27 protein-coding genes are annotated in these 25,632 nt (G+C 44.8%); 12 read left to right on the top strand and 15 right to left on the bottom strand.

Features of this window, described 5'->3' with window-relative positions; genetic code table 11:
• Nucleotides 1-19: 19 nt before the first annotated feature.
• The 10 genes from ACR65H_RS04925 to ACR65H_RS04880 all read right to left on the bottom strand — a co-directional run bounded on the left by ACR65H_RS04925 (nt 20) and on the right by ACR65H_RS04880 (nt 7,882).
• The gene (locus ACR65H_RS04925; protein WP_440499047.1) at nt 20-754 is read right to left on the bottom strand and encodes a LytR/AlgR family response regulator transcription factor; all 735 of its coding nucleotides are present in this window, start codon (nt 752-754) and stop codon (nt 20-22) included.
• The gene (locus ACR65H_RS04920) at nt 751-2,004 is read right to left on the bottom strand and encodes a sensor histidine kinase (RefSeq protein WP_440499046.1); all 1,254 of its coding nucleotides are present in this window, start codon (nt 2,002-2,004) and stop codon (nt 751-753) included. Before ACR65H_RS04920 ends, ACR65H_RS04925 begins: the two co-directional genes overlap by 4 nt.
• Before the next feature lie 23 nt (nt 2,005-2,027).
• On the bottom strand, nt 2,028-2,495 hold the full coding sequence (locus ACR65H_RS04915) for a LytS/YhcK type 5TM receptor domain-containing protein (protein WP_440499045.1): 468 nt from the start codon (nt 2,493-2,495) through the stop codon (nt 2,028-2,030).
• A 60-nt stretch (nt 2,496-2,555) separates the two neighbouring features.
• Nucleotides 2,556-2,732, bottom strand: coding sequence for a hypothetical protein (locus ACR65H_RS04910; RefSeq protein ID WP_440499044.1), 177 nt, complete (start codon nt 2,730-2,732; stop codon nt 2,556-2,558).
• Nucleotides 2,732-3,751 carry an NAD(P)H-dependent flavin oxidoreductase gene (locus ACR65H_RS04905; RefSeq protein ID WP_440499043.1) on the bottom strand — a complete coding sequence of 340 codons (1,020 nt, stop codon included), beginning with the start codon at nt 3,749-3,751 and terminating at the stop codon, nt 2,732-2,734. Before ACR65H_RS04905 ends, ACR65H_RS04910 begins: the two co-directional genes overlap by 1 nt.
• Nucleotides 3,748-3,987 carry a hypothetical protein gene (locus ACR65H_RS04900; protein WP_440499042.1) on the bottom strand — a complete coding sequence of 80 codons (240 nt, stop codon included), beginning with the start codon at nt 3,985-3,987 and terminating at the stop codon, nt 3,748-3,750. Before ACR65H_RS04900 ends, ACR65H_RS04905 begins: the two co-directional genes overlap by 4 nt.
• A 22-nt stretch (nt 3,988-4,009) precedes the next feature.
• The gene (locus tag ACR65H_RS04895; RefSeq protein WP_440499041.1) at nt 4,010-5,158 is read right to left on the bottom strand and encodes a PstS family phosphate ABC transporter substrate-binding protein; all 1,149 of its coding nucleotides are present in this window, start codon (nt 5,156-5,158) and stop codon (nt 4,010-4,012) included.
• 99 nt (nt 5,159-5,257) lie between these two features.
• The gene (locus ACR65H_RS04890; RefSeq protein ID WP_440499040.1) at nt 5,258-5,962 is read right to left on the bottom strand and encodes a hypothetical protein; all 705 of its coding nucleotides are present in this window, start codon (nt 5,960-5,962) and stop codon (nt 5,258-5,260) included.
• Entirely contained in the window at nt 5,962-6,765 is an 804-nt protein-coding gene (locus ACR65H_RS04885; protein ID WP_440499039.1) for an ATP-binding cassette domain-containing protein, read from the bottom strand. Before ACR65H_RS04885 ends, ACR65H_RS04890 begins: the two co-directional genes overlap by 1 nt.
• A 142-nt stretch (nt 6,766-6,907) precedes the next feature.
• The gene (locus ACR65H_RS04880; protein WP_440499038.1) at nt 6,908-7,882 is read right to left on the bottom strand and encodes a Rieske 2Fe-2S domain-containing protein; all 975 of its coding nucleotides are present in this window, start codon (nt 7,880-7,882) and stop codon (nt 6,908-6,910) included.
• A 182-nt stretch (nt 7,883-8,064) separates the two neighbouring features.
• On the opposite strand from ACR65H_RS04880, the gene ACR65H_RS04875 reads away from it, so the two are divergent.
• Nucleotides 8,065-9,381 (top strand): solute carrier family 23 protein, encoded by a 1,317-nt coding sequence (locus tag ACR65H_RS04875; protein ID WP_440499211.1) that lies wholly within the window; start codon nt 8,065-8,067, stop codon nt 9,379-9,381.
• 385 nt (nt 9,382-9,766) lie between these two features.
• Here ACR65H_RS04875 and ACR65H_RS04870 read toward each other — a convergent pair whose 3' ends face one another.
• Complete coding sequence (locus ACR65H_RS04870) at nt 9,767-9,961, bottom strand: YwbE family protein (RefSeq protein WP_440499037.1); 195 nt, start codon at nt 9,959-9,961, stop codon at nt 9,767-9,769.
• A 358-nt stretch (nt 9,962-10,319) separates the two neighbouring features.
• On the opposite strand from ACR65H_RS04870, the gene ACR65H_RS04865 reads away from it, so the two are divergent.
• Together ACR65H_RS04865 and ACR65H_RS04860 are read left to right on the top strand one after the other, a co-directional pair.
• Nucleotides 10,320-10,886, top strand: a complete 567-nt coding sequence (locus ACR65H_RS04865) for an RNA polymerase sigma factor (RefSeq protein WP_440499036.1) — start codon at nt 10,320-10,322, stop codon at nt 10,884-10,886.
• Nucleotides 10,864-12,429 (top strand): DUF4179 domain-containing protein, encoded by a 1,566-nt coding sequence (locus ACR65H_RS04860; protein WP_440499035.1) that lies wholly within the window; start codon nt 10,864-10,866, stop codon nt 12,427-12,429. Before ACR65H_RS04865 ends, ACR65H_RS04860 begins: the two co-directional genes overlap by 23 nt.
• An 85-nt stretch (nt 12,430-12,514) precedes the next feature.
• On the opposite strand, the gene ACR65H_RS04855 is transcribed toward ACR65H_RS04860, so the two are convergent.
• The gene (locus ACR65H_RS04855; protein WP_440499034.1) at nt 12,515-12,976 is read right to left on the bottom strand and encodes a DUF2691 family protein; all 462 of its coding nucleotides are present in this window, start codon (nt 12,974-12,976) and stop codon (nt 12,515-12,517) included.
• Nucleotides 12,977-13,073: 97 nt separating this feature from the next.
• Between ACR65H_RS04855 and ACR65H_RS04850 the strand changes: the two genes are divergently transcribed.
• The 4 genes from ACR65H_RS04850 (at nt 13,074) to ACR65H_RS04835 (ending at nt 18,029) form a co-directional block, all read left to right on the top strand.
• Nucleotides 13,074-13,589 carry an RNA polymerase sigma factor gene (locus ACR65H_RS04850; protein ID WP_440499033.1) on the top strand — a complete coding sequence of 172 codons (516 nt, stop codon included), beginning with the start codon at nt 13,074-13,076 and terminating at the stop codon, nt 13,587-13,589.
• On the top strand, nt 13,570-14,724 hold the full coding sequence (gene lepB / locus ACR65H_RS04845; protein ID WP_440499032.1) for a signal peptidase I: 1,155 nt from the start codon (nt 13,570-13,572) through the stop codon (nt 14,722-14,724). Before ACR65H_RS04850 ends, lepB begins: the two co-directional genes overlap by 20 nt.
• Nucleotides 14,725-14,928: 204 nt before the next feature.
• The gene (locus tag ACR65H_RS04840; protein ID WP_440499031.1) at nt 14,929-15,375 is read left to right on the top strand and encodes a MarR family winged helix-turn-helix transcriptional regulator; all 447 of its coding nucleotides are present in this window, start codon (nt 14,929-14,931) and stop codon (nt 15,373-15,375) included.
• A 2-nt stretch (nt 15,376-15,377) separates the two neighbouring features.
• Nucleotides 15,378-18,029 (top strand): MMPL family transporter, encoded by a 2,652-nt coding sequence (locus ACR65H_RS04835; protein ID WP_440499030.1) that lies wholly within the window; start codon nt 15,378-15,380, stop codon nt 18,027-18,029.
• An 81-nt stretch (nt 18,030-18,110) separates the two neighbouring features.
• On the opposite strand, the gene ACR65H_RS04830 is transcribed toward ACR65H_RS04835, so the two are convergent.
• The 3 genes from ACR65H_RS04830 to ACR65H_RS04820 form a co-directional block, all read right to left on the bottom strand.
• Nucleotides 18,111-18,668 carry a GNAT family N-acetyltransferase gene (locus ACR65H_RS04830; RefSeq protein ID WP_440499029.1) on the bottom strand — a complete coding sequence of 186 codons (558 nt, stop codon included), beginning with the start codon at nt 18,666-18,668 and terminating at the stop codon, nt 18,111-18,113.
• Nucleotides 18,669-18,778: 110 nt separating this feature from the next.
• The gene (locus ACR65H_RS04825) at nt 18,779-19,129 is read right to left on the bottom strand and encodes an NIPSNAP family protein (RefSeq protein ID WP_440499028.1); all 351 of its coding nucleotides are present in this window, start codon (nt 19,127-19,129) and stop codon (nt 18,779-18,781) included.
• A 75-nt stretch (nt 19,130-19,204) separates the two neighbouring features.
• Nucleotides 19,205-20,773, bottom strand: a complete 1,569-nt coding sequence (locus ACR65H_RS04820; protein WP_440499027.1) for an amidohydrolase — start codon at nt 20,771-20,773, stop codon at nt 19,205-19,207.
• 107 nt (nt 20,774-20,880) lie between these two features.
• Between ACR65H_RS04820 and ACR65H_RS04815 the strand changes: the two genes are divergently transcribed.
• From ACR65H_RS04815 to pstA, 5 genes are all read left to right on the top strand, one after another.
• Nucleotides 20,881-21,321: a YtoQ family protein gene (locus ACR65H_RS04815; protein WP_381441689.1), complete on the top strand. Its 441-nt coding sequence runs from the start codon at nt 20,881-20,883 to the stop codon at nt 21,319-21,321.
• A gap of 126 nt (nt 21,322-21,447) precedes the next feature.
• The gene (gene pstB, locus ACR65H_RS04810; RefSeq protein ID WP_440499026.1) at nt 21,448-22,269 is read left to right on the top strand and encodes a phosphate ABC transporter ATP-binding protein PstB; all 822 of its coding nucleotides are present in this window, start codon (nt 21,448-21,450) and stop codon (nt 22,267-22,269) included.
• Between the two features lie 175 nt (nt 22,270-22,444).
• A complete protein-coding gene (locus ACR65H_RS04805; protein ID WP_440499025.1) occupies nt 22,445-23,425 on the top strand; it encodes a PstS family phosphate ABC transporter substrate-binding protein in 981 nt (326 codons plus the stop codon).
• 104 nt (nt 23,426-23,529) lie between these two features.
• Entirely contained in the window at nt 23,530-24,483 is a 954-nt protein-coding gene (gene pstC / locus ACR65H_RS04800) for a phosphate ABC transporter permease subunit PstC (protein WP_440499024.1), read from the top strand.
• 1 nt (nt 24,484) lies between these two features.
• On the top strand, nt 24,485-25,369 hold the full coding sequence (pstA, locus tag ACR65H_RS04795; RefSeq protein ID WP_440499023.1) for a phosphate ABC transporter permease PstA: 885 nt from the start codon (nt 24,485-24,487) through the stop codon (nt 25,367-25,369).
• Nucleotides 25,370-25,632 lie beyond the last annotated feature (263 nt).

Raw genomic sequence — 25,632 nt, 5'->3', positions numbered from 1 at the left:
GGCGTTATGAAATGCAAATTTAATAAAGCTCCAATCGTTGCCGCAAATCCCGGACATAATTCCGGCTTACGGATAACTTCTCGCTGCGCCCTTCCATTTCCAGCTGATACGCACCGTTAAACCAAGGCGTCAGGCGGCTTACATGCAGAAGGTTGACGAGATAGCCTTTATGGATGCGGAAAAACGAGTACGGCGCAAGCCTGCTTTCCAGTTCCTTCAAAGACATTCGCAATTCGTATTCCTTCCTTGCTGTGATGATTTTCGTCACTTTTTCATCGCGGAACATATATAGGATTTCATGAATGGGAATATAGTCAATCTCCCCATCCATCTCGATGGCAAGCTTACCTAAATGTCCCCCTTTTTCCGAGCCCAGTTTTGGCATCAATTTCTCCTGAATTCGGATGACCGCCTGCTTCACTTGCATATCATCATACGGTTTCAATAAATAGTCGACAGCATTAATTCGGAACGCTTCAGCTGCAAATTGAGGATAAGCGGTCGCGAAAACGATAAGGGGCACCTTCTTTAATTCCATCAGCGCTTTCGCGGCTTCCATCCCGGACATCTTCGGCATCTCAACGTCCAAAAAAAGGACATCAGGCTGCAGCTGAATTGCCTTCATGATGGCTGCCTCCCCAGAATCCGCCTCCCCAACGACTTGGAAAAAAGGCTGCTGTTCAATTAAAAAAATCAGCTCTTCCCTTGCATAGCGCTCGTCATCCACGACGACCGCGCGTATCATCTGATTCATGTAGCCACCTCCAATTTCGGAATTAGGAATGAAATTTCCGTGCCGTTGTCGTCTTCGCTTTCAATATGCAGTGCCGCCTGTTTTCCGAACGTCATCATAAGTCGCCGGTTCACGTTGTACAGCCCCATTCCTGTACCTGTTTCGGATTCGATTTGATTGGCACAAAGAAGGGGAAGTTTTTCCTTTGAAATCCCAGTGCCATTGTCTTGGACAAGGATGCTGATCGCGTCCCCTTCATCCTGTATTCTCACTTGCACAACGCTGTTCTTCTGCATGTCTTTAATGCCGTGCTTAATAGCATTTTCCACGAGAGGCTGGAGCGTGAGGGGCGGAATCGTAATGTGAAGGATGGATGGATCCACATCTATGCAAACCTTCAGTTTGTCGATGAAGCGGGCCTCTTCGATCTTCAAGTAAGCTTTCACATGAGAAAGCTCTTGTTCTAACGTAATTTTATCTACCGTTGTCCCTTCAAGGTTCTGACGGAGGAAATAGGAAAGGGATGTGAGCAGCCTCCTCGCCTCATCCGGATTTGTCCGGATCAAGGAAACAATGATGTTCATCGAGTTAAACAAGAAATGCGGACTGATCTGCGCTTGCAAGGCTTTGATTTCCGCATCTTTCGCAAGCTGGAATGCACGATCCGCTTCCGCAATTTCAAGCTGGTTGCTCAGAAGGGAGCTAAGTCCTGCAATCAATTCAACCGTGACATTCGTGATCGCTTTTTCGGAAGGGTAATAAAGCTTCAATGTACCGATTGTCTCATCTCTCAATTTCAGCGGAGCTATGACAGCTGCACCTAACGGACAATCATTGCGGACGCAATGGATCGTTTCCTCATTCGCAAGAACGAGCTCCCCGTTTTGAAGCACTTCTTTCGTAATATGCGTCTGAAGCGGACTGAATGCCTGGTGGTGGTCATCGGCCAGTCCCACATGGGCGAGGATTTCTGTTTTATTCGTCATGGCAACGGCGCTCGGCTTCAACTCACGGAACAGTATGTTACACACAGCGAGGGCCGTTTCCGTATTCATGCCTTTTCGCAAATAACCGATTGTCTGGTCGGCGATCCGCAATGATTTCTGCGCCTGGATGGCCGTCGCCTTTTCCTGGTCGCTAATGACGTTATAGACGATGAGCAGGAAAAGCGCTGTTCCGATGCCGTTCGCGAGGATCATCGGCATTCCAATCGTCTGGACTAAGGAGAGAGCCTTTTCGAACGGCTCAGAAAGGACTAAAATGAGTCCCATTTGCATCGTCTCCGCAAGCGCACCTATGCCGAACGCGGCAAGTGGCTTGATGTGTTACCCCGCTTGTAAAACGCGCTCGCCAATATGCCTGAAATGATTGTTGAAATTCCACACGAAATAGCGGTGAACCCGCCAAGCGACATCCGATGGAGTCCGGCAATCAACCCAGCCCCCACACCGAGCCGGTATCCGCCCAAAAGGCCCGCCACGACGATGCCGATGACACGCGAATTTGCAATTGCCTCATCCGTCGTCAACTCAATCGACACACTATTGAAATGTAGCGTCTGCGTATTGAATGCTACGCCAAAATAAGTCCCGATGATGCCGAAGAAGCCGAAAAACAGGATGGCCGTGATTTCCTGCTTTCGGTCAAGCGAATCCTGATGGACCATATTTTTAAAGAAGCGGAACCGCGTCAAGATGAACGCCACCGCCACAATCGTCCCAACCCGCTCCAGCATGATCACAAGAAGATCCAACATATCCATTCCCCCAGCAACTTGTGATGTTTGTAACTGATTATACTGCAAAGAGGACGTCAAATCATTCTATTCTGTCAACTTTTCATATGGAAGAAAATTTAAGAATGAACAACTTGCCATAAAAAAAGCATGCACCGACCCGTAGTGGTCTGTACATGCGTAATCGTCATCCGACTCGACATTCTCTTTTGAACAGCCGACGAGCAACAGCGCAACACATAGAGAAAGTAGTATGCCTTTCATTACCCGTCCGCCTTCCCTACAAATCTCCCGACAATCTCCTCAACTGTTCCCCCGGCTGTCTCTCCTACACGTTCTCCAGCCCACAGCGACATGAACTCCAAATTTCCTTTCGAAGCGGCTTCAGCCCTGATCTTTTTCGTCAAATCATTCTGATACGGATACGGCGCAATCGGCACACCTTCCATCATGTCGATGAACTGATTGCGGATTCCCCTTGCCGGTTTTCCGGAGAAAGCCTTCGTCAGCACAGTGGAATTCCCAGTCGCTGCGAGGACCGCTTCTTTGTGGAGCGGATGCGCCCCGCTTTCATCTGCCGCAAGCAAGGCGGTGCCGATCTGGACGGCTTGTGCTCCGCGGGAAAGCTGCAGTTCAAGCTGTTCCCTGTTCGCAATTCCACCAGCTGCAATAATCGGAATACGGACAGCTTCTATACTGGAAGGCAGCAGTTCATCGAGCGTTATAAGTTCTTCACTTAGGAAAGAACCACGATGCCCGCCCGCCTCCTTGCCTTGCACAACGACTGCATCCATCCCGACTTTTTCGGCGAGAATCGCTTCTTCAACGTTTGTCGCAGTGCCGATTAAATAGACTCCATGCTCCTTCAAGTCCCGGATAACTGTTTCGTCCGGCAAGCCAAATGTAAAGGAGCAAATATTAACGCCTTCGTCGATGATAACGGCAATTTGTGCGTCAAATGACGATTCGGACAAGGGAGCCTTCCAAAACGGCAAGCCGATTTTTTTGCCGATCGGGTGCAATGCTAAATATGCCTGGCGCAGCTGCTCTTGATCCATTTCGGTCTGTTCCGGAACAAATAGATTAACGGCAAACGGCTTATTCGTAAGCCTCTTCACTTCGCGGATACTATCCCTTGTAGCTTCTGCTGATAAATAACCTGCCCCGATGGATCCCAAAACCCCTGCTTCCGCACATGCCGCGACAAATTCCGGTGTCGTAATCCCCGCCATCGGTGCTTGGATGATTGGATGCTCGATACCTAAATTTTTTGGAAGAGTCATGTGCCTACTCTCCTTCTTTCATGCCGATAAAACAAATACATGATCACTAAGGGAAATACCGAAAACAGCGCCATTAATTTAAATGCATTATTAGCGCCTAAGAAGTAATAGGCGATTGGCAAAGAAGTTAAAAAGCTGATGAGCAATGACGTTTTCGACTTGGTGAATAAACCGAAAAAGAATGAAAGAAACGAAATGACCAATGATGCTTGCCAAAGTGCGACGATCAAGTTCAAGCACTCCTTCCTATTAATCTACTCACTCACCGACTGGAACATAGCCGGTCTTCTCTATGATTTCCTGTCCTTCATCTGACAAAATCCATTCGATGAAAGCTTCGACATGTGGATTGTCGCTTCCTGCCGTCACGGCGTAAAATTCGTTCGTAATCGGATATTCTCCAGATCGAATCGTATCCACTGTCGGTTCAACACCGTTTACTTGAAGAAGACGGATTTTATTGTTTTTCACCATCTGCTCCGAATAGTATCGGAATGTATAGCCGATCGCATTCCGGTGATTTTTATAGTCGGACACTTCGCCGACGATCGTTCCCATGAGTGACATGACGTCTTCTGTCGGCGGTTTCATGATAGGCGTCAGACCCATGAAGTCCTGCAGGGCCGTCTGGCTCCCGCTGTTTTCTGGACGTTGGAAGGCTCGGATATCATCGTTCCGCCCGCCGACTTCAGCCCAATTGGTGATTTTTCCGGAATAAATCTCCTTGATTTCATCCTCCGTCAAGCTTTTTACACGATTTTTCTCATTGACGAAAAAGACAAACGCCTCTTTTCCGATGGGCGTCAGCTTCAGTTCCTTGCCCGCACTTTCCGCCTGGTTCAGCTGAAGCTTCGACGGTCCCAATACAAAAATGATATCGGCCGTGCCGTTAATCAAATTCGTATACGCCTGCCCCGTCCGGTTGGACATGACCTCGCCTTCGAACGGCGGATACTCCTTTTCGGGATAAACGGCTTGTGCGAAAGCAGCGTAAATCGGATACAATGCCGTCGCCCCATCGATGACCGGCAAATTATCCTCAAGCTGTAAGGAGGCAGGGTTCTCTAATTTTACTGCCTTTGTTCCCTTTTGGTGCGGCTGGTAGGAAGCCAGATCCACTTGCCCATCCGTGATGACCGGCCGTGTTTTTTCATAGACGCTTGGAATGGCAAATACGAGCGATATCACAACAAGTGCGGCCGAACCGAGCCAGAACTGCTTTTTAAACTTGTACAGTTCGAACCGTGCCATGACGAGCATCGCCCCAAAAGCCAGATAAAGCGCAGCAACCATTGGCAGCAAAAACGCCTTATTGGAAGCATATAACAGGAACGCCCCGAAAGCCGCGAACGGAAATACAAGCGCCCAGATGAACAATACAGACAGAATGCCCCAAAGAGTTTTCATGCCATCCCCCTCGTAATCTCTCTTTCATCTAGTATACATTATTTTGAATTAAAAAAAGATACTGAACGGTATGATTCCGTCCAGCATCTGCATTTTGTCTTATCGCTCTTTCCGATAGAACAGCCGGGTTATTAGTAGAAGATAAATGAAGGAATAGAAGACAACCCAAGCGGCATCCATCCAAAAGTTTTTACCGATCGATAACGCTTCGTCTGTGAAATGACGAAGAATTTGCGACACGGGCGGAAAAGGTAGCAGCAACCATTTAAAGATATTCGCTTTCTCGATAATGCCTTCTTGGGCAATCGAAATAGCGATAACTAGCATCACCGATAGCCAGGCGAATCTCTTGGATTCCACTTTACTATTGGAAAAAAACGAACCGACTATAATACCGAAAGCCGCAAAAAAAAGGTGTCCATAAATCGCTAGGCTTATGTGAACAAGCTGAGGTGTCTCTTTAAAACTGTTTATTAGCAACGGATAAACAATCGCTATGAATTCTAAAATAGACGCAATAAGAAAGCAAACAACCCATTTCCCCCATAAATAATCTTTTTTGCTAGGCAGTTGCACAAAAAGTAAATTCTTTTCACTTTCCCCTTCCAAAGCAAAGACATTCATTGCCACCCATGTCATGACTAAGTATAGCGAGATGCACGTGACTGCATAGCTGCTCATGATCGGAACACCACTATATGTATAGAAAAGAATGATCCAGCCGATGAATATTGTGAGCGGAGGTATGAATGTCAACGATCGAATATAACTGCTGAATTGATAGCGAATGAACCCCGAAACCATTACGTCAACTCCCTCACATCTAAAATGGAACAATTTTTCCGCAACAGTTCTCGCAGTACGTGATCACTTGCATCCCCTTCGACTGTGAAGACTGCAATCTTTCCATCGAAGTGCAATTGACTGACAGGAAGGTCATTCAAATCTTCCCTCATACGGCAATTAACGCTAATCCTCTTTTTCGGTACTGTTTTCCCGATTTGAAGCGTGATTTGCCCGGTTTCAATCTGTAAAACTTCCTTTGCTAAATTAGTAACGAGTGTATCCTCATGAGAAGTGAAAATGATTGGGATTTGTTCTTCTTTCAGCAATTGTATGAGGACCTGCTGTGATTCTGCGTCCAACCCTGTAAGAGGTTCATCCAATAATAGAAGATCTGGTTTCGTAATGAGAGCCTGAATAATGCCTACCTTTTGCCTTGTTCCTTTTGAACACGCTTTAAGTGAAGTATGGAGAAACGGTTCTAGACTGAACAACCCAGCCAACTTCAATAGTTCTTGTTCAATAGAAACTTTCGAGCCACCTTGAAAAGATGAAGTCAACAACAAATACTCTTTCACTCTGAATCGCAGGCTCTCCGGAAAATGCTCAGGCACATACCCGATTTTTTGAGCACTTCCTATTATTTTTCCGCTGGAAGGTTCAGTAATCCCGGCCAGCATTTTAAGCAAAGTGCTTTTTCCCGACCCGTTTTTTCCGCGAATTAATAACCTCGTATCAGCGGAGCATCCAAACGAGATATTTTGCAGGATGGGTCTTCCTTCTATTTCCTTACTAACTTGAACAGCTTCTAAAATGAGAGACATATGCACTCATCCCCTTTGCTTTAGCGCTTAGTCATTTAGCAAAAGTATACAGCATTTGGAAATGGATGGTCTACGTTCACTTTGTTCGACAGACTAATGAAAAAAGGTGCTGAACAGAAACAATCTGTCCAGCACCTTATTATTATGCAGTTCCTAATTCTACGCCAAGTTCCTTCAAATACTGTCTATAAGCGATGCTCATCCGATCGCATACTAACGATAGTTCAACTTGCAAGTCAAGAGGTAGTTCTTCTGGCTTTTGATTTTCCACGATCGGCTTGTCTTGCGCAAAAATCTCATCTTGGAATGTAATGATCGCTTCATCTGAAAGACCTGTTTCATAATTGAAAGACAAGATGCCATATGCCACTGAGCGTTCTTCATCAATCGGGCGAACAGTCAATAATATCGTCATCAATGTATCGTTTTCTTTGTCCCTTTTCGTGAAGCTGACCGTGAATGGACGATGGATTTCATATGTGTAATAAACGTATTTCGGAATACCCGAACCATCTGGGTCTGGTTGGAAAATTGCAATTTCATCCGAAAAGATACGATCCCCTTCTCTATTCACTTTGTAATCCATTACTTCACGATGCGTTTCCGTTCCCAATGCGCCGACATGCACAACAGCAAGATGGCCGACATCGAGGAAGTTTTCAATAATTCGCGGCGGTTTCGCAACAACTTCTTGCGGTCCCCAAATGACGTTATGGTAACTATTATCTGCCATTGGTTTGTAGTCGAAAATCTCCGGTTCATTCCCCGCGAAGTTCACCCAAATGAGGCCATACTTCTCGATGCAGCTATACGACGATGCTTTCGCTTTTTTCGGGATCGCTCTTCCTTCAGGCAATTGTGGAATGTGTACACAAGCGCCTGAATCATCATACTCCCAAGCGTGATACGGGCAGACGAGACAATCATTCTTCACTTCGCCAAGCGATAAAGCCGCCCCTCGATGGATACATAAATCTTTGAACGCATGGACACCTTTGCTGTTTCGGAAAATGGCGAGCCTCTCCCCCATTAAAATGACTTGGATCGGCTTTTCTTTTACATCCGTCGAACGACAAGCGACAATCCAATCTTCCAGCAATACTTGATCTTCTACCATTTCAACTTCCTCCCGACTTGTTATCGTATGTTCATTTTACTCAATAAAATATAGGTACGTCAACATAAAATACGAACGTATAATAATAACCAACTAAAATAGTTCGGTTTTTTATATACAAAAGTCATTTTTTCAACTATAATTCAACTAAACCAATCCAACACACGAAAGTGGGGAAATGAATTGTGGAAAAGAATGATAGGAACGGAATTATAATTGGAGTAAATGATAAAGTGCGTGCACCAAAAGCATTAATCCTAGGATTACAGCATGTGCTTGCAATGGATTTATACATTGCTCCTATCATTATTGCAGGGCTGCTATCATTAACTATCGAAAATACAGCATTTTTCATTCAGATGTGCTTTTTAGCGACAGGAATCGCGACGTTGATCCAAACAGGGGCTGGCATTAAAATGCCTGTCGTTCAAGGACCTTCTTATGTGCCGATTGGTGCTATCGCGGCAATCGGCGGGAAGCTGGGGCTTGGAGCCATTGCAGGGAGCTTGATACCCGGGGCAATTTTGATCGCTTTAATCGGCTATCCGCTAAAATGGTTTGCTAAGGCAGTGAGAAAAGTAATTCCTCCTTTAGTCGGCGGAACAGTTATTATTATTGTTGGCATCGCACTTATGCCTGTCGGCTTGAATAATATCTTTATTGCGGAAGGAAATATTGGTGACAACATTATCATTGCCTCAGTATCCGCAGCAATCGTCATCATTTGCATGTTGCTCGGACGCCGATTAGGAGGATTAGGCACATTCTTCCGCCTCGTTTCGGTGTTGCTTGCCATTTTAGGCGGAATTATAACAGCAAGCTTCTTTGGTACAGTCGACTTCAGTCCGGTGAAGGAAGCGGCATGGTTTTCATTGCCATCACTGCTCCCTTTCGGAAAACCGATATTTGACGTAGGCGCTATCATTTCCATGATTTTCGTCTATTTGATCATCTTAATTGAAACGACAGGAACATGGTTTGTCGTTTCCTCCGTCACGGGAGAAGAGTTGGATGAAAAACGTCTGAACCGCGCTTCCGTCGGTGAAGGGTTAGGTTGTTTCGCAGGTGCACTCGTCGGCAGCACGCCGATGACGGGCTATTCCTCAAATGCAGGGCTGCTTGCCATTACAGGTGTAGCAAGCCGTACGGTCATTATGGTAAGCGGCGGCATTTTAGTCTGCCTTGGACTCATCCCAAAACTATCAACAGCAATCACTTGCATACCAGAACCTGTCATTAACGGCATTTTTGGTATCGTCTGCGTAGCAATCGTTACGAACGGCATGAAAGTTATTCAGCCAATTATTATCGACGACCGCAATATGATGGTGATCGGCATTCCAATTTTATTAACAATCGCAGTGACCGTCTTGCCGAAAGAAGTACTCGCAACTGTACCAGATTGGGCGAACTATATTTTGTCCTCAGGCATTACAGTCGGCGCGATGGCGACTGTGCTGTTGAACTTGATTATTCCGCCGAATAAGGCGAAAGAGTAGAATAGGAAAACCGGCGAAGGACAATGATGTCCTTTCGCCGGTTTTTGGTATGTGTTGGATTTTTCTATTGGTGCGCGGCGGATCGCTTTGGACGCGTAACCTTCGACTTTGGACGCCCGGCAGCCCGCTTTGGACGCGGAACCTTTGACTTTAGACGCGCGACGACTCGCTTTGGACGTGGAACCCTTGACTTTGGACGCGCGACGATTCGCTTTGGACGCGGTAACCTTGACTTTGGACGCGGAACCTTTGACTTTGGACGCGCGACGACTCGCTTTGGACGCGGCACCCTGGACTTTGAACGCCCGGCAGCCCGCTTTGGACGCGGTACTCTTGACTTTGGGCGCGCGGCGGATCGTTCTAAACGCGATTGCCCTAAGCAAGATTACTCTAGGATATCGCTTACTCTTCCGACTTGCCCGTCTTCCAGCCGTACTTTAATACCATGTGGGTGGAAGCTCGAGTTCGTCAATAAATCCTTGACGATGCCTTCCGTCTTTACACCGGTACGCTGGTCCTTTTTTAGAATAACAGCGACTTTCAATCCCGGCTTCACATCACTTCGATTACGTCCATCCATCTTTACGCTTCCTCTCTCTTTTGAAAAATACTTTGAACAACATGGGCTTGCCCTTTTCGAATGAATTGCCCTCATTCTATCATAATGCACTTAAAACATTATCGACTTTCGCTCTATCTTTGCAAACCTTAAAGCCTTACTTCCATGGCTTGACAGTTTACCACCGATGCACAACCATTTACCATCGATGCTCGATACTTTACCACCGCTTCTCATCACTTTACCACCGTTTCTTCATACTTCTTCAACTTTCATTTCAATAAAAGTACCTAACATGAAATTTTCTCGTAAGTAAACCCGTTATACTATATGAAACACCAAAAGACATGCGCATGTCCGTTTCAGTTAGGAGGTCACCATGGAACAGGAACAGCTTTGGGTACAGCAAGTGTTAGCGGGCGACAAACAAGCCTATGCACATATTATTAACAAATATAAAAATCAACTGTATGCGACCATTTTACGTATGACGAAAAATCCGCAAGACGCACAAGATTTTGTTCAAGATGCGTTCATCAAAGTGTACCGTAACCTTGATAAATATGACGCCAGCGGTTCATTTTCCGGCTGGATCTACCGGGTGGCTATCAATCATTGCATGGATGAATTTCGGAAGAAACGTTATTCGATGACCCAAATCGTAATAGACGAAGAAAGAGTAGTCGAACCGAATCATCCTGAATTGGTTTTTCTGAAGAAAGAGAAAAGCCGCCAATTGGAGCGGCTGATTGCTACTTTGCCCGAAGACGAACGCCTCATCATTCTTCTCCGTTATGTGAATGAAATCAGTTACGAAGAAATCGGTGAAGTGATGGAAGTGCCTACATCGACAGTTCGCAATAAACTGCATCGGGCTAAGAAAAAGATGAGAGAAACAGTGAAACGTGAAGGAGGCTATTTTCATGAAATGTCCAATGGCGGATAAGCTATCGCAATTTGTAGATCAGTTGCTACCTAAACAGGAGATGGCAGAAATTGAAGCGCATGTACAGTCATGCAAGTCCTGCGGAAATGTTGTGAATGCATTTCGAGAGGAACTGCGCTTCATTGAAGAAACGTTGCAAACACCTACCTTGCCTGAGAATTTCACTGATCTTGTATTGGATCAGTTGGAGCCATACGGGAAATTGAAAAAACAACGAAAAGCCGTTTGGAAACGAGTAGTACTTACTGCTGCGGGTATTATTTTAGCGGTAGGCATCGGTGCAACCGTCAACCCTGCCTTTGCTCATTTTATAGGTGGACTGTTTTCTTCCGACCAAGTTGATAAAGGGTTGAATATAGCAGCGGATGCTGGTCTTACACAGCGGGTTGATTTGCAAGTTGAAGATCAGGGACTGACATTTGTTGTGGAAGACGTTATTGCCGACTCATCAAGGGTCTCTCTTTCGTATAAAGTGTTAAACAAAGGTGGAAAACCGCAAGATACGTATTTGAATGAAAACACAATTACAGCGGTTGATCAAAATGGCGAAGTATTAGACACATTAGGAACAGGCTGGCAGCAAGGAAGCGACTATGGGCTCATCGAGTTCTCTCTTCGTGATCAAGACGATATTGAGCACATGACAATTCAATTTGACCTTACAGAACTAGATGGAGTGAAAGGCAACTGGCAATTGGACGTCCCTGTCGACTTGCATGAAAACCGCAAACTGACAAAAATGGTAGACTTAACAAGTGCAAGATCTGTCCATCACGGTGTAGAAGTCGGTTTGAAGAAACTGCAAATCGCCCCTTCTTCCATGGAGTTGTTTTTCGAGACAGCTTTCACGGAAGAAGAGAGAAAAAAGTCGAAAGAGGCAATGCGCAAGTTTGAGGAGCAGTTTGGCAAAGGAAGCATGGATTCACTTATCTTAGGCAATAACTCTTCAATCGAATATCATATTGAAAATGCAGAAGGAGAAGTGATCTATACAACAGCACGTAATCCTAATTCAGACACGGCAGGCATGTTGCAAGGCTTGGGAGAGGAACTGAGTACATCAAGGGGCACTGCTTGGATCCATTCATTCGTACCGAAGAATGAAGAACAGCTGACATTTGTATTAGATGGCGTCTATAAAAAGGAACCTACAGATCTTTCATTTACATTTAATCCGAAAGACAGTAACAAGCATCCAGTTGCCTTTGACTATAAAGGAGTTCAATTAGAGATTAAAAGCGTGAAAAAACCTTTGATTGGCAAGGATCGTTCTGTCGTCATCAAAATGGAAGGCAGCGCCGACTCGCTTGATGCAGACTTAGGCAGCTATATTGCCGTTGATGACAATGGGAACAGCTACCCTGCCAACTTCAGCAGCTCCATCTTGGATAAAAAGGATAAAAACGGCCGGCACATAGCAACAATCGATTTGCGATTGGACGGTTTGGAAAAAGTGCCAGAGGAATTGACATTGTATCTTGTTTCAATGACAAGTTATTACCCTGCTGAGAAGCAATGGAGAGTCCCGTTGACTGGTGAATGAATAAATAGAACAGCTGCCTAGGTATAATAGGCAGCCGTTTTTTGTTGGGATCGTTCTAGGCTTTCGATTGAACAGCCGCCCCCCTCTACCCCCAAACCGTCAGCAGCATTCCACTCACCCTTTCATCCGTTAGGTACTCGATTTCCGCGAAGCCTTTCGACCGCGCACGTTCACCAAACTTGCGGATTATCTCTTCATCTTTAGATAGAATGTGCGTGTACACAGAATCGATTAATAGAAATGCCAGCTGGCAATCAGTGCGCATAAAGTCTTCATAGTTTTTCACTTCGACGATATTTTTTCGTATTGGGAAAGCTTTCAAGTCTGCAAATATGAGATAATGGACGTGTGTATCTATAAACTCCAAAAACTCCGGACCATCCATAACTGCTTCCGAAAAAAGCGGATCTGACAAGGCGTCGTTCTTCACCTTATACGATTCGACCGGATCGATGGACCACACCCACTTCGGGTCGACTATATCCACTAAGAGATCAGCCAACTGTTTGCCGTAAACGTTCCTTATTTGAAACTTAATACCCCTCATTCCTCTTGCCCCCCTATCTATTTAATGATTTTCCCTAATCTTACTATAAACCCGTTACCGATTTTCATAGTTTGCGTCTAAGTAAGTAACAAGTGAGGTGAATGATTTGTCGAGTGAAGCGTGGTTTGATGAATATTATGATGCCGTCTATAGTTACATCCTCATGCTCGTGAAAGATTCCCATACAGCCGAGGACTTGTCGCAAGAGACATTTATGAAGGTTATCCGGAATGAACATCAATTCAAAGGGGACTCTCTCGTCAAAACTTGGATTTTCCGTATCGCCTACACGACGACGATGAGTTATTTCAGAAAGAGGAATCCCATTACGTATTATTTTGATATGCATAACCCCAAGCACGAACGTTCATCGGAGGAAATTGTCCTTCTTAATACACAGCAAAAGCAATTTTACGAAGCGCTCAACCAACTAAAGCCAAGTTACCAGCAAGTCATTATCCTGCGGAAAATCCAAGGGTTTTCGACAAAAGAAACGTCGGCCGTCCTTAATTGGTCGGAAGGAAAAGTGAAGATGAGCCTATCGAGGGCACTTGCCGCGTTCAAAGAGGAATTAGAGAAAGGTGGTTTTACGAATGAAACACTTATCCGATGATGATATAGCGCAAGAGTTGGAGAAGCTAGGCCAACCATTTAAACCTTCCTCCCTACAGAAAGAGAAAATACACCGGAGTATCTTTACTTCAACCCACCCTAAGAAAACGTTTCGGATAAATACATTGCTCCCTACCTTCATCTCACTTATTGTTCTACTTTCAGTTAGCGTCGGATTATATGCAACCATTGGTGGTTCTGATACAAGGAATGTAACGGCTTCATGGGATGGCATGCTTTTAGAACAATCAAGTCTAACGAGTCCTACAAGATACGTTTTGGAATTCAATGGAACTTCCTTGACAATTAAAGATGACTTCCTTGGTTCAAGTTTTATATCAGGCAAAGTGGATAGGGAAGCATACTTACGTGGCTACAAAATTAAGGAGCCCTTGTTAATCCCTGGAACGTACGAAAATTACACAGTTACACAGAGGGGCGATACGTACACACTTAAGGTCGATGGCAAGACGGGGTTCACTTATCACTTCGAGAAACTTGGACCGCGAATCCTTGCCGGTGAAGACGGTGTCGAATATTCCACAAGGATTTATTTGGACACTCTTGAGGTAATCACCGATGACATAACACCCGAACGTTTGGATTACGCCCCACAGACGGAACATACATTTTTGATCGAATGGAGCATAGATTCAATGGATAGGGGTAATCATGACTTCGAATTCCATGAGCATGGGCAGCTTGTCGTTTCAACTGATTTCGAAGAGTTACAGCGGGGGCAAGCCGTTTACTATCGTATGCCTGCATCCGTCATTGCCAAAAATTCGGCCGTTCCTGACATGTATATTGGAAGAGTCGTCGGATTGCCCGGTGAAATGGTTGAAATTAAAGGCGGTCAAGTGTTTATCGACGGAAAGAGGCTTGATACGTTTTACGGGAAAGCAACCAGGCGCGGCGCAGGTGAGGAAGAGTATTTCAATACGGTACCGAGGAGCGTATATAGGGATGAACAATCAACAAGGGAGTACTTCAATATGAACATGGCAGCCGTACCTGTTGAAGAAAATACGGTGTTCATTCTCGTTGATCAATGGTGGCGGGGATACGATAGCCGCGAGTATGGTCCTCTGCCGATTGGAGAGATTGAAGGAATTATTACAGGCACTGCGGAGTAATACCTTATCCAGTAAAGGCACGCGGTACATCCGTAGTGCCTTTCAGTTTGTCTTCTGTTTCTGCCACGATTTTGTCACAATCCTCCTACGCCCCATCCTATCAAGCTTTCTCGCGTCCTCCCCTCCCAAGCGACCTATCTTATCCATTGACGCAAATTAGTAGACCCCCTAAACTATGTATATTAGTTGAGGGGGTCTACTATATTGAGAGAGAAACTGGAAGAAGCGATCGAGTTGTTTCAGGAAGTGTTAATTTACGGATCCGAGCATGTTGTAAAATCGGTCAATGTCGATGTTTGGGATGAATACTCACCTGAGCAGATTCAAGTGCTGAAAATACTTTCAACGCAAGGTCCCTTATCAAATGGAAAGTTGGCCGAAATACAAGGAGTGCATAAGAGTGCAATTTCAACCCGGTTAAAGAAGTTGGTAGAAAAAGGGCTTGTTGCCTCCGATAAGGATCCGAATGATCAACGTGCGAAAATTGTTCGGTTGACCACTTCTGGAGAAGAAGTTCTCAGAAAGTCCGACGAAGCCGTCTATGAAAGCATTGAAAAGCTGTTCGTCGGAAAAGTAGAGGAACATGAAATTGATACGTTCGTTAACACGTTTCGGAAATTAAAAGATATTTTACATATGAAAGGAATGTAAGTATGAAACATGTGCTGAAATTCAAATGGCCCATTTTTATCGGGATTGTTGCGCTTACTGCGATCTTATTCATCTTGTCTCCTGACCTAGCGAAACAGGCAGAGAACGCTGGTTCGTTCCAGTTGCCGGATACGGCGGAGTCACAAAAAGCTGCAGACATACTGGAGAAAGCAGGCGCTTCGGAAGATACGATATCCCTCGTATATGCACTCGACAAGCCAGTCGATGAGGCATTAAAGAAAGATGTCTCAGCAGTGGCACAAAAAATCCAAACGATCGGGAAACCGGTGAAGGATGTACTCGATCCGTTTGAAAGTGAAGATATGGAGAAACAGCTCGTTTCGGAGGATAAGAAAACGATCCTCGTTCCAGTTACAGTGGACGGAACTCAGGAAGAAATTATTGAGCTTGCGGATAAAATCCATGCAGACATTCTGCCTAAAGATGAAACAGTCTATTTGACAGGTGAAGCAATCATTAACAATGACGTTAATATTAGCGCGCAGGAAGGGTTGAAAAAGACGGAATTGATTACAGTCGTTCTGATCTTTGCTTTGTTACTGATTGTATTCCGCTCGATCGTGACACCTTTCGTTCCACTATTGGCAGTTGGAATTTCGTATTTGCTCAGCCAATCATTTGTTGCGTTTTTCATCGATTGGTTCGGCTTTCCTGTTTCAAACTATACGCAGATCTTCCTCGTGGCGATTCTGTTCGGCTTAGGAACCGACTATTGTATTCTCTTGTTAAGCCGCTATAAAGAGGAATTGCTAGAAGGTCACGCCGTGGAAGACGCGGTTATTAACACATACAAAACAGCAGGCCGCACGCTATTCATCAGTGCCGCTGCAGTATTCATCGGATTTGCAGCGATCGGATTCGCAGACTTCCCTATTTTCAAATCAGCAGTCGCCGTTGCAGTCGGGATAGCTGTTCTACTACTCATTCTTTACACGGTCGTTCCGTTATTTATGGTTTTATTGAAAGATAAATTGTTCTGGCCTTCCAAAGGCGCTGCATCGCATAAAGACAGTAAAGTATGGATTGCGTTCAGCAAAGTGTCGGTTTCACGCCCGCTCATTTCGATGCTGATTGTTGCTGTTATTACAATTCCGCTTCTGATGACGTATGACAATGACTTGTCGTTCAACACAGTCGACGAGATCGATGACAGCAAGGAATCCGTCATGGGACTGAATCGGATTTCCGAAGCGTTCGGTGAAGGGGATTCATTGCCAGTCCAAGTCATTTTGAAAAAAGATACGAAGATTGTAAATGAACAAGATGTCACCTATTTGGAATCCATCAGCAAAGATCTCGAAAAAGTCGATGGCGTCAAAAGCGTTCGCACCATTACCCGCCCGACTGGTGAATTAATTGAAGACTTGTATGTCGATCATCAAATTGCGCTGATGGCAGATGGGTTGAATGAAGCAGTCGACGGACTTGCAGAAGTTCAAGACGGGCTACGCCAAGTGCAGGGCGGATTGAATGAAGTTACAGGAGAATTGCCTTCGGATTCAGCTTCTTCAGGAGGTGCAGGATTGCGTCAGGCTGCTGGCGGCATTAAGCAAATCAACGATCAGTTAGCACAAATTGCCGGTGGACTTGAACAAGGAATGCCTGCTGCACAAGCTGCCGGCGGTTTGAAAGCGTTAGGAACCGAGCTTGGCAAAGTTAGCAATAGCTTGTATGGCGCTGCAAATCAGTTAGACGGAGCAGGGGGTCAGATGGGCGAGCTTGCTGGTGGTTTGAAAGAGCTTGCTAATGGTGTAGATGCAGCTAACGGAGGTCTTGGCGAGATTCACGAAGGACTTTCGGAACTTGCTGATATGATGAAAGATATGGGAGACACGAAGAGCGTCCGAGATACAGGGCTGTTCATTCCAAAAGGAACGCTTGCAGAAGAAGAGTTCGAACCTGTCATTGACCGGTATACGATTGATGAGCAAACGGGCATCATCCTTGAAGTCATTCTCGAACAGGATCCATATTCCCGCGAAGCAATCGGGACAGTGGAGGATATCGAAAACACGATTCACAGGTCTGTCATCGGAACTCCTTTCGAAGAAGCGAATATTGCATTCAGCGGGATTTCCGTCATGAATGCCGATTTGAATGATATTTCAACGAAGGACTTTACACGGACTGTGACGATCATGCTCGTCGGCTTGTTCGTCGTGCTGTTCATCCTGTTCCGTTCGGCAATCATGCCAGCGTATATGATTGGTTCATTGTTGCTCACTTATTATACATCGGTGTCCATTACAGAGCTCATCTTCGTCAACGGTCTCGGATATGACGGCATTAGCTGGGCAGTTCCGTTCTTCGGCTTCATTATGCTGATTGCGTTAGGCGTCGACTATTCGATCTTCCTGCTCGACCGGTTCCGTGAAGAGAGCATAAACGGGAAGAATGTCCGGGACGCTTTAGTTACTTCCATGGCGAAAATGGGGACGGTCATCATTACTGCAGCGATCATTTTGGCAGGTACATTCGGTGCGATGATGCCATCCGGCGTATTGAGCCTCGTGCAAATCGCGACGATTGTTATTACCGGATTGCTGTTATACGGTTTGATTATCTTGCCGTTGCTTATTCCGGCAATTACTGTATCGTTTGGCCGTGGAGTTTGGTGGCCGTTTAGAGGATAAATATAAACAGAGCAGGAAGGGGAAGGTGCCTTTCTGCTCCGTTTTCTAATTTTTCATCCGTGATCAAGCAATTTCTGTGCGCTAAACAATTCTTCTTTCCAGCCAATCTTCCCTCGTCAATTTCATATTAATCGAATCAATCCATTGTCCTTCAAACTCCAAATCATTTTTATCGATACTTACCTGCACAAAGCCTAACTTTTCATACACATGTTTCGCCCTTGGATTAAAGTCAAACACACTTAAGGTCAGTTCGTAAAGTGTCGTATTTGTAAATATGTATTCAATGATAAGTTGTATTGCTTCTGTTCCGAATCCTCGATTCCTTCCTCTTGGTCCAATTAGGATCCTGAAATTCATGCTATGATTCTGTTCATCATATAAATTGATCACAGCCTCTCCCACTAAGTTTCCTTGAGATTGGTCAACAATCGCAAGATCCAGGCGATCCGTTTGTGCATTTCTTGTGTTGTACCACTGAAGAGTTTTATCCCAATCAAAATCTGAACTGCTTCCTGTCAATTTTAGTACCTCTGGATCTAGCAAGCATTCTTTAATATAGGGGAAGTCTTCATCTTTAAAAGGTCTGAGTATAACTTTTTCCCCTTGTAGTAGTGGTTTGTGACTTAAATCGATCATTTATTCTCACTCCATTAATTGAAAAATTCCATGCCTAACATTGTTTTCAACCTTAGCAAGCATCAATTACTATATCAGCCTGAGCAAGTTCGTTTTCCCAAGTGTGTCAATCACTGTGCCTTTTCTTCGAGAGTCGATGTGATGGCTTCATTTTTAACCTCTAGAATATATTCCTTCAATACATAACCTCGGCCACCGTTCTTTGCGTACCAGTCCTTCACACGCTCCACATGAGCATGATCATTTCTTATCTTAGTTTCAATTTCCACATAATCCTCATAACTGTCATATTCCCAAATAGCAAAAATCTCGACAGTATCGTCTTCATTTTCCTTCATCCAACGACCAATTAACCTGGACCCGTGTTTTAACTGGTTAGGCAAGTTGGTTTTATTGAAATGTTCATTAAAGATTTCGACAAACTCTTTTTTCACAGTATAAAACTTTTTTCTATAAAACATAAGATCCCCCCACATGCTGAAAAGAAGATAACAGACGATTAACATCATGTTATCTTCCTTCCAAAAATACTTTTGTTATTTCCGATACATAACTTCCCCTGCCACTACTGTCATCTCAACAGCCGTTTCAAGAATCTCCTCTTCATCCACTTCAAACAAATCCCTATCCAACACTGTAAAATCCGCATCAAAACCGACACCTAACTTACCTCGTGAATCTGCTTTGCCAATTGTAGCAGCGCTGCCTGATGTGAATAAACTCACCGCCTCGAACATGCTCAACTTTTCTTGAGGCAAATACCCTTCATGCGCCTCACCCGGCTTCCTTCTTGTCACCGCTGCATAAATGCCAAGCAACGGATCAACCTCTTCGATCGGCGCATCCGACCCTGCCCCGCAAATGAATCCTTCGTCAATCAACCGCTTCCATGCATACGCCCAATCCAATCGGTCTTCCCCTAACTTTTCCATCACCCACGGAAAATCGGACGATACGAATACTGGCTGGATATCCAAAACGACAGGAAGTTTCTTCATTCGTTCCACTAAATCATCACGTAGCACATTCACATGGATAAGCCGGTCCCGCTTCCCTTCCGGCACTGGATGGCGCTCAATTGCGTCCAATCCTTTTTCAACCGCCCCGTCCCCGATCATATGCATCGCAACAGCCTGCCCATATTTCCGTGCAGTAGCCACATGTTCATCGATCTCCTTATCTGTCAACACTGCTGTGCCCGAAGTAGATGGATCATTCGCATATGGTCCCCCTAACAAAGCTGTGCTTCCACCAAGCGATCCATCGATGAAGAACTTCATTTCTCCCGGTTCGATCCACGGCTCATCATACGTTGCTTCGTCTTCCATCAATTGCGTAAATACCGTCGATCTCCGCAATAAATGCGCACGAAACTTTTTCTTTTCCCCTATGACATTTCTGAACGCTTGCAACGGATTTCGATAATCACCGTAATAGCCTAAGTCATCCGTCACTGCACCGGTCAATCCAAGCGACAGCAAATCATCGACCGATTTCTCAAGCGCTTTTGTCAGCATCTCCTCGGTCGGCTCTGGAATAAGCTGCAGCATCCGATCCATCGGACCTTCCTTCAATACGCCAGTCGGCTCTCCATTTTCATCCCGCTCAATGACCCCATCATCCGGATCTGGTGTATCTTTCGTAATACCTGCGAGTTCAAGTGCTTTTGAATTGGCAATAGCCGCATGCCTGCACGTCCGTTTCAGAAACATCGGCGAATCAGTCACTTTGTCTAATTCGTGGCGAGTGAAAATCTTTTTATCCGCAAAATTGTTCTCATTCCATCCTTCACCAATGAACCACTCGTCCGCTTTCAAATCAGGATAAGCGTTCATGAGCATATCCATCATGTCATCAGCGGACTTCGCCTTCGACAAATCCAGACTAAGCAGCTTCTGACCGTGCCCGATTATATGCATATGATTGTCGATGAACCCAGGGTAGAGTACCGCTCCATTAAGGTCGATTTCGTTATTCGCTTCACCTTTTAATTCATGATAATCGCCTACCGCGATAATTTTACCGTTTTCCGTCAGCAACGCCTCGACGGTTTCTCCTTCCTTTTCCATCGTATACAATTTGCCATTGTGCCAAATCGTTTTCATTCATATTCCCCCTTTTCTTTCCTTAATTCTAAACTTTCATGCAACGTTGGGCAATCTAATTCGAATGAATGCTATAATGGAACCATCATTTCAGGGAGGGATTTTTTATGAGATTAACGGTTTATCTTGCAGGGGAAATCCATACATCTTGGCGCGAAGAAGTGAAACAGAAAGTTGCTGCTTTAAACTTGCCGATTGACTTCGTCGGCCCGATGGAAGACCACGATCGCTCAGATAATATCGGTGAAGAGATTTTAGGCAAACAGCCGAATGCGATTTTTAAAGACGCAGCCGCTTCTAGCTTTAACAATTTACGGACAGAACTATTAATGAAGAAAGCCGATCTTGTTATCGCTCTATTCGGTGAGCAATACAAGCAATGGAACACGGCAATGGATGCGAGTGCTGCAGTCGCATACGGCAAGCCGCTTATCCTTATCCGTTCCGAACAGCATCATCATCCGTTAAAAGAGCTATCACGCAAAGCACATGCCACTGTCGAAACCGTCGACCAAGCCGTGAAGGCATTGCATTATATTTTTGAATGAAATGAAAGGCTATCCGAGTCGGGGATGGCCTTTTTCATTTACAAAATCTTTACATCGCCTTCATACTCACTCAATAATCCTCCCGTACACTATACGTAAGCCTCAATCCAACTAGGAGGATTTCAAATGACAATTTCACTTCATGAACGTATAAAGGAAAAACCATTATCAGTCGTACGAAATGAAAGCTGGCGGAAGCCGATTTATGAAACGAACGGCTTGAATCTCTGGTACGGCACGTCGCATGCTTTAAAGAATATAGACTTGGCAATTAATGAACGCGAAGTTACAGCTATCATTGGCCCATCAGGTTGTGGCAAATCTACATTCATAAAAACATTGAATCGGATGGTGGAAACAGCAGCCGATGTCTCCATCTCAGGAAATGTAACTTTCAAAGGGAATAATATTTTAGGCAAGGCGATGCCTGTCGAAATTCTCCGTTCGAAAGTCGGCATGGTATTCCAAAAGCCGAACCCTTTCCCAAAATCAATTTATGAAAACGTCGCTTTCGGACCAAGAGTCCACGGCATCCGCAACAAGGCGATGCTCGACGTCATCGTGGAAGAGAGTTTACGGAAAGCAGCATTATGGGACGAAGTAAAAGACAGGTTGCATAAGAGCGCATACGGTCTTTCCGGCGGACAGCAGCAACGGCTATGTATCGCTAGATGTCTCGCCATCGATCCTGAAGTGATTTTGATGGACGAACCGACCTCGGCACTCGATCCAGTATCTACACATAAGATCGAAGAATTGATCCGTTCTATTAAGAATGATGTTACAATCGCCATCGTCACACATAATATGCAGCAAGCTTCACGTATTTCCGACCGTACTGCATTTTTCCTCAATGGCGAAGTGGTTGAACATGACCGCACGACGACTATCTTCAACAATCCTTCAGATAAGATGACAGAAGACTATATTAACGGCCGATTCGGTTAAACTTTACGATATAGAAACCCGCTTATTAAAAGCGGGTTTTTATTTTTTCATTTAAAATCAATTTACAATACATTTACACTTTTACAATACTCACTTAACAAACAGCCGTTATGATTTAGTTGTGAGGGAGATTCCTTCATCTACATTAGAACATAACTCAGGGGAGGATTTATCAATGAAGTTCAACAAGTTTCTTTTATTCATGGTCATGGCTGCGTTTGCAGTTGTCCTTGCAGCATGCGGCAAAGATGATGACAACACAGATTCAGGCAGCGGCAAAGCTTCCGCGCAAGGATCTTCTGGCGAAGAGCTGGAAGGCAGCGTTGCAATCGACGGTTCCGGAACAGTATACCCGCTCATGGCTCGTCTTGCTGAGGAGTACATGGTGAACGAACAAGAGAACGTCTCTGTTGAAGTGAGCCGTGCAGGTACAAGTGCAGGCTTCAAGAAATTCCTCGTTGAAAATGGTACAGACTTCAACGATGCTTCCCGACAAATCAAAGACGAAGAAGCTGCAGAAGCGGATAAGCTCGGTATTGAAGTAAAAGAATTGAAAGTTGCTTTGGACGGTCTTACTTTCGTCATCAATAAAGATAATGATTGGGCGACAGAAATGACGCCTGAACAATTAATTAGCATTTTCCTTGCAGATAGCACTGTTGAAAACTGGTCTGACATTAATCCAGATTGGCCGAATGAAAAGATCAATGCTATGGGACCGAATGAAAACCACGGAACATATGAGTTCTTCTATGAAAGCATTCTTGATAAGCAAGATATGGATAGCTCAGTCAACTTACAGCAAGAATATTCGACACTTGTAAACCTCGTTTCTGAAGATAAAAACGGTATCGCGTTCTTCGGATTCGGCTACTACGTCAATAACCAAGATAAGTTGAACGCTGTCGCGGTCGACTTCGGAAATGGTCCAGTAGAGCCGGCATTAGATACGATTGCTGAAGACGGAGCTTACGCGGACTTCACTCGCCCGGTCTTCACATACTTGAATGTGAACCATGCAAAAGAAAAACCGCAAGTAAAAGATTTTGCAATTTACGTTATGAACAATATTAATACTTTCGCTGGTGAAACAGGCTTTGCACCAATTCCAGAATCTGAAGTAAAAGAAAACGTCAGCTTCCTCGAAGGCCTGTAAGCAACAAAAGCGCAAGCGCCTAGGCTATTGAGTCTAGACGAGAAAAGGATGAGGGCTGCCTGCAGTCTTCATCCTCTTGCATCTTACCGGAAGGAGTTTCAATAATGATAAATCATGAATTTCCAAAAGCAGATAAAGTGAATATTAGAGACATGATCGACCAAAATCAGCGCAGCAATTCAATCAGAAGAAGAATCGAAAAGCTAATTCCCATCTTCCTCACATTGATCGCTTCCATATCTGTCCTGACGACAATCGGCATCATTTGGACACTGTTATCCGAAACGGTGGAGTTTTTTAAACGGGTGCCATTCCTCGATTTCTTTACGGGCACTGTCTTGAGACCACTAAGCCAGAACCCTGAGTTTGGACTGCTCCCTTTATTGATGGGTACTTTAACTTCGTCTTTAATAGCAATGGCTGTAGCCGCACCAATCGGGTTGATGGCCGCCATTTACTTGAGTGAATATGCGTCTCCGAAAGTTAGAAAAGTCGTCAAACCGGTGCTTGAGCTGCTGGCAGGCGTACCGACAATCGTCTATGGCTTTTTCGCCTTCACTTTTGTGACGCCACTTTTGCGTGAATTCATTCCAAGCCTTCAAGCGACGAATATTCTTAGTCCAGGTTTAGTCATGGGTGTCATGATCATCCCGATGATTGCTTCCCTATCCGAAGATGCAATGAGCTCCGTTCCAAACGCAATGCGTGAAGGAGCGGCAGGATTAGGCGCCACAAAGCTTGAAATAACTCGCAAAGTTGTCATACCTGCTGCTTTATCCGGCATCATCGCTTCGTTTGTCCTTGGAATATCACGAGCTATTGGAGAAACAATGATTGTGACAATTGCGAGCGGCAGTACGAAAAACTTCACTTTTGACATTACACAGTCGATGCAGACGATGACCGCTTATATTGTAGAGGTAACGGGCGGAGATGCTCCTGCTGGGTCAACAGTTTACTATAGCTTATACGCAGTGGCGATGACGCTATTCGTTTTCACACTCATTATGAACCTTCTTGCAAGGGCTGTTTCCAAGAAGTTCAGGGAGGAATACTAACATGAAACATCTAAACGAAAACCAACATATCCGTCGAACTAAGTTCCGTATGCTCTTGAATCAATTTTCGAAGTACATTTTTATGCTGTCCGCCTTTTTCGGCTTGTTCTTTCTCGTCGTTTTACTATACAAAGTTGTAGCTGACGGCATTGGTTCCATTAACATGGAATTCCTAACAGGTAAATTATCTACACAACCGGAGCGCGCGGGAATTATGGGAGCAATTCTCGGAACGTTTTGGCTCATGCTTGTCGTTGCTCCAGTCACGATGTTTTTAGGGGTTGGTACTGCGATTTTCTTAGAGATGTACGCGAAGAAAGGTCGAGTACTCGGGTTCATTCAAACGAATATCTCCAACTTAGCGGGCGTTCCTTCCATTGTTTACGGAATACTTGGAATGACAGTATTTGTACGAGCGTTAAACCTTGGAAACGTCGTCCTTGCTGGCGGTTTGGCAATGTCGCTGCTGATTTTGCCGATTGTGATCGTGGCAAGCCAAGAAGCAATTCGGTCAATTCCTTTCCATTTAAGCGAAGGTTCTTATGGATTAGGGGCAACTAAATGGCAAACGATTCAGCGGATCATCCTACCGGCAGCATTGCCAGGAATCCTGACAGGCGCAATTCTTTCCTTATCTCGTGCAATTGGAGAAACAGCACCACTCGTCGTCATAGGCATTCCTGCATTGCTCATACCGTTCCCAGGAGGCATTATGGACCGTTTTACGGTGTTGCCGGTACAGATTTATTACTGGACGTTGGATGCTTCATTAGTTGCGGAATACGCCAATTTGGCAGCCGCCACGATCATCGTATTGCTTGTGGCACTGTTCATTTTAAATTCCACAGCAATCATCATTCGGAATAAATTCCAGCGTGTATTCTAAGTGGTATTTTCCATCGCATCCCATTATGGGTGCGATTTTTTTTGAATAATTCTAGGAGAGGCAATTTCGCTATCCTTGAGCATGGAAACTACTTTCTTGGGCGCAAAATCGTAATCTTTAGCGCGATTTCACTTTCTAGAGCGCCAAATCGTTTTTCTTGAGCGTAATTCCAATTTCTTGAGCGCTAATTCGTTTTCTTGAGCGCAATTCCAATTTCTTGAGCGCTAATTCGTTTTCTTGAGCGCGCTTCCACTTTCTTGAGC

Source organism: Sporosarcina sp. SAFN-015, assembly GCF_059415085.1.
Note: the sequence above shows the minus strand (reverse complement) of the source record. Positions and strands in the feature narration are given on the sequence as shown.

Excerpts from the sequence above, each read along its gene's own strand:
- ACR65H_RS04820 (WP_440499027.1), bottom strand. The coding sequence starts at position 20,773 with ATGAAAACGATTTGGCACAATGGCAAATTGTATACGATGGAAAAGGAA.
- ACR65H_RS04855 (WP_440499034.1), bottom strand. The coding sequence starts at position 12,976 with ATGAGGGGTATTAAGTTTCAAATAAGGAACGTTTACGGCAAACAGTTG.
- ACR65H_RS04920 (WP_440499046.1), bottom strand. The coding sequence starts at position 2,004 with ATGGGACTCATTTTAGTCCTTTCTGAGCCGTTCGAAAAGGCTCTCTCC.
- ACR65H_RS04880 (WP_440499038.1), bottom strand. The coding sequence starts at position 7,882 with ATGGTAGAAGATCAAGTATTGCTGGAAGATTGGATTGTCGCTTGTCGT.
- ACR65H_RS04885 (WP_440499039.1), bottom strand. The coding sequence starts at position 6,765 with ATGTCTCTCATTTTAGAAGCTGTTCAAGTTAGTAAGGAAATAGAAGGA.
- ACR65H_RS04895 (WP_440499041.1), bottom strand. The coding sequence starts at position 5,158 with ATGAAAACTCTTTGGGGCATTCTGTCTGTATTGTTCATCTGGGCGCTT.
- pstA (WP_440499023.1), top strand. The coding sequence starts at position 24,485 with ATGAAACATCTAAACGAAAACCAACATATCCGTCGAACTAAGTTCCGT.
- ACR65H_RS04835 (WP_440499030.1), top strand. The coding sequence starts at position 15,378 with ATGAAACATGTGCTGAAATTCAAATGGCCCATTTTTATCGGGATTGTT.
- ACR65H_RS04915 (WP_440499045.1), bottom strand. The coding sequence starts at position 2,495 with ATGGATATGTTGGATCTTCTTGTGATCATGCTGGAGCGGGTTGGGACG.
- ACR65H_RS04870 (WP_440499037.1), bottom strand. The coding sequence starts at position 9,961 with ATGGATGGACGTAATCGAAGTGATGTGAAGCCGGGATTGAAAGTCGCT.
- ACR65H_RS04805 (WP_440499025.1), top strand. The coding sequence starts at position 22,445 with ATGAAGTTCAACAAGTTTCTTTTATTCATGGTCATGGCTGCGTTTGCA.
- ACR65H_RS04825 (WP_440499028.1), bottom strand. The coding sequence starts at position 19,129 with ATGTTTTATAGAAAAAAGTTTTATACTGTGAAAAAAGAGTTTGTCGAA.
- pstB (WP_440499026.1), top strand. The coding sequence starts at position 21,448 with ATGACAATTTCACTTCATGAACGTATAAAGGAAAAACCATTATCAGTC.
- ACR65H_RS04815 (WP_381441689.1), top strand. The coding sequence starts at position 20,881 with ATGAGATTAACGGTTTATCTTGCAGGGGAAATCCATACATCTTGGCGC.
- ACR65H_RS04925 (WP_440499047.1), bottom strand. The coding sequence starts at position 754 with ATGAATCAGATGATACGCGCGGTCGTCGTGGATGACGAGCGCTATGCA.
- ACR65H_RS04890 (WP_440499040.1), bottom strand. The coding sequence starts at position 5,962 with ATGGTTTCGGGGTTCATTCGCTATCAATTCAGCAGTTATATTCGATCG.
- ACR65H_RS04860 (WP_440499035.1), top strand. The coding sequence starts at position 10,864 with ATGAAATGTCCAATGGCGGATAAGCTATCGCAATTTGTAGATCAGTTG.
- ACR65H_RS04865 (WP_440499036.1), top strand. The coding sequence starts at position 10,320 with ATGGAACAGGAACAGCTTTGGGTACAGCAAGTGTTAGCGGGCGACAAA.
- ACR65H_RS04830 (WP_440499029.1), bottom strand. The coding sequence starts at position 18,668 with ATGATCGATTTAAGTCACAAACCACTACTACAAGGGGAAAAAGTTATA.
- ACR65H_RS04905 (WP_440499043.1), bottom strand. The coding sequence starts at position 3,751 with ATGACTCTTCCAAAAAATTTAGGTATCGAGCATCCAATCATCCAAGCA.
- ACR65H_RS04910 (WP_440499044.1), bottom strand. The coding sequence starts at position 2,732 with ATGAAAGGCATACTACTTTCTCTATGTGTTGCGCTGTTGCTCGTCGGC.
- pstC (WP_440499024.1), top strand. The coding sequence starts at position 23,530 with ATGATAAATCATGAATTTCCAAAAGCAGATAAAGTGAATATTAGAGAC.
- lepB (WP_440499032.1), top strand. The coding sequence starts at position 13,570 with ATGAAACACTTATCCGATGATGATATAGCGCAAGAGTTGGAGAAGCTA.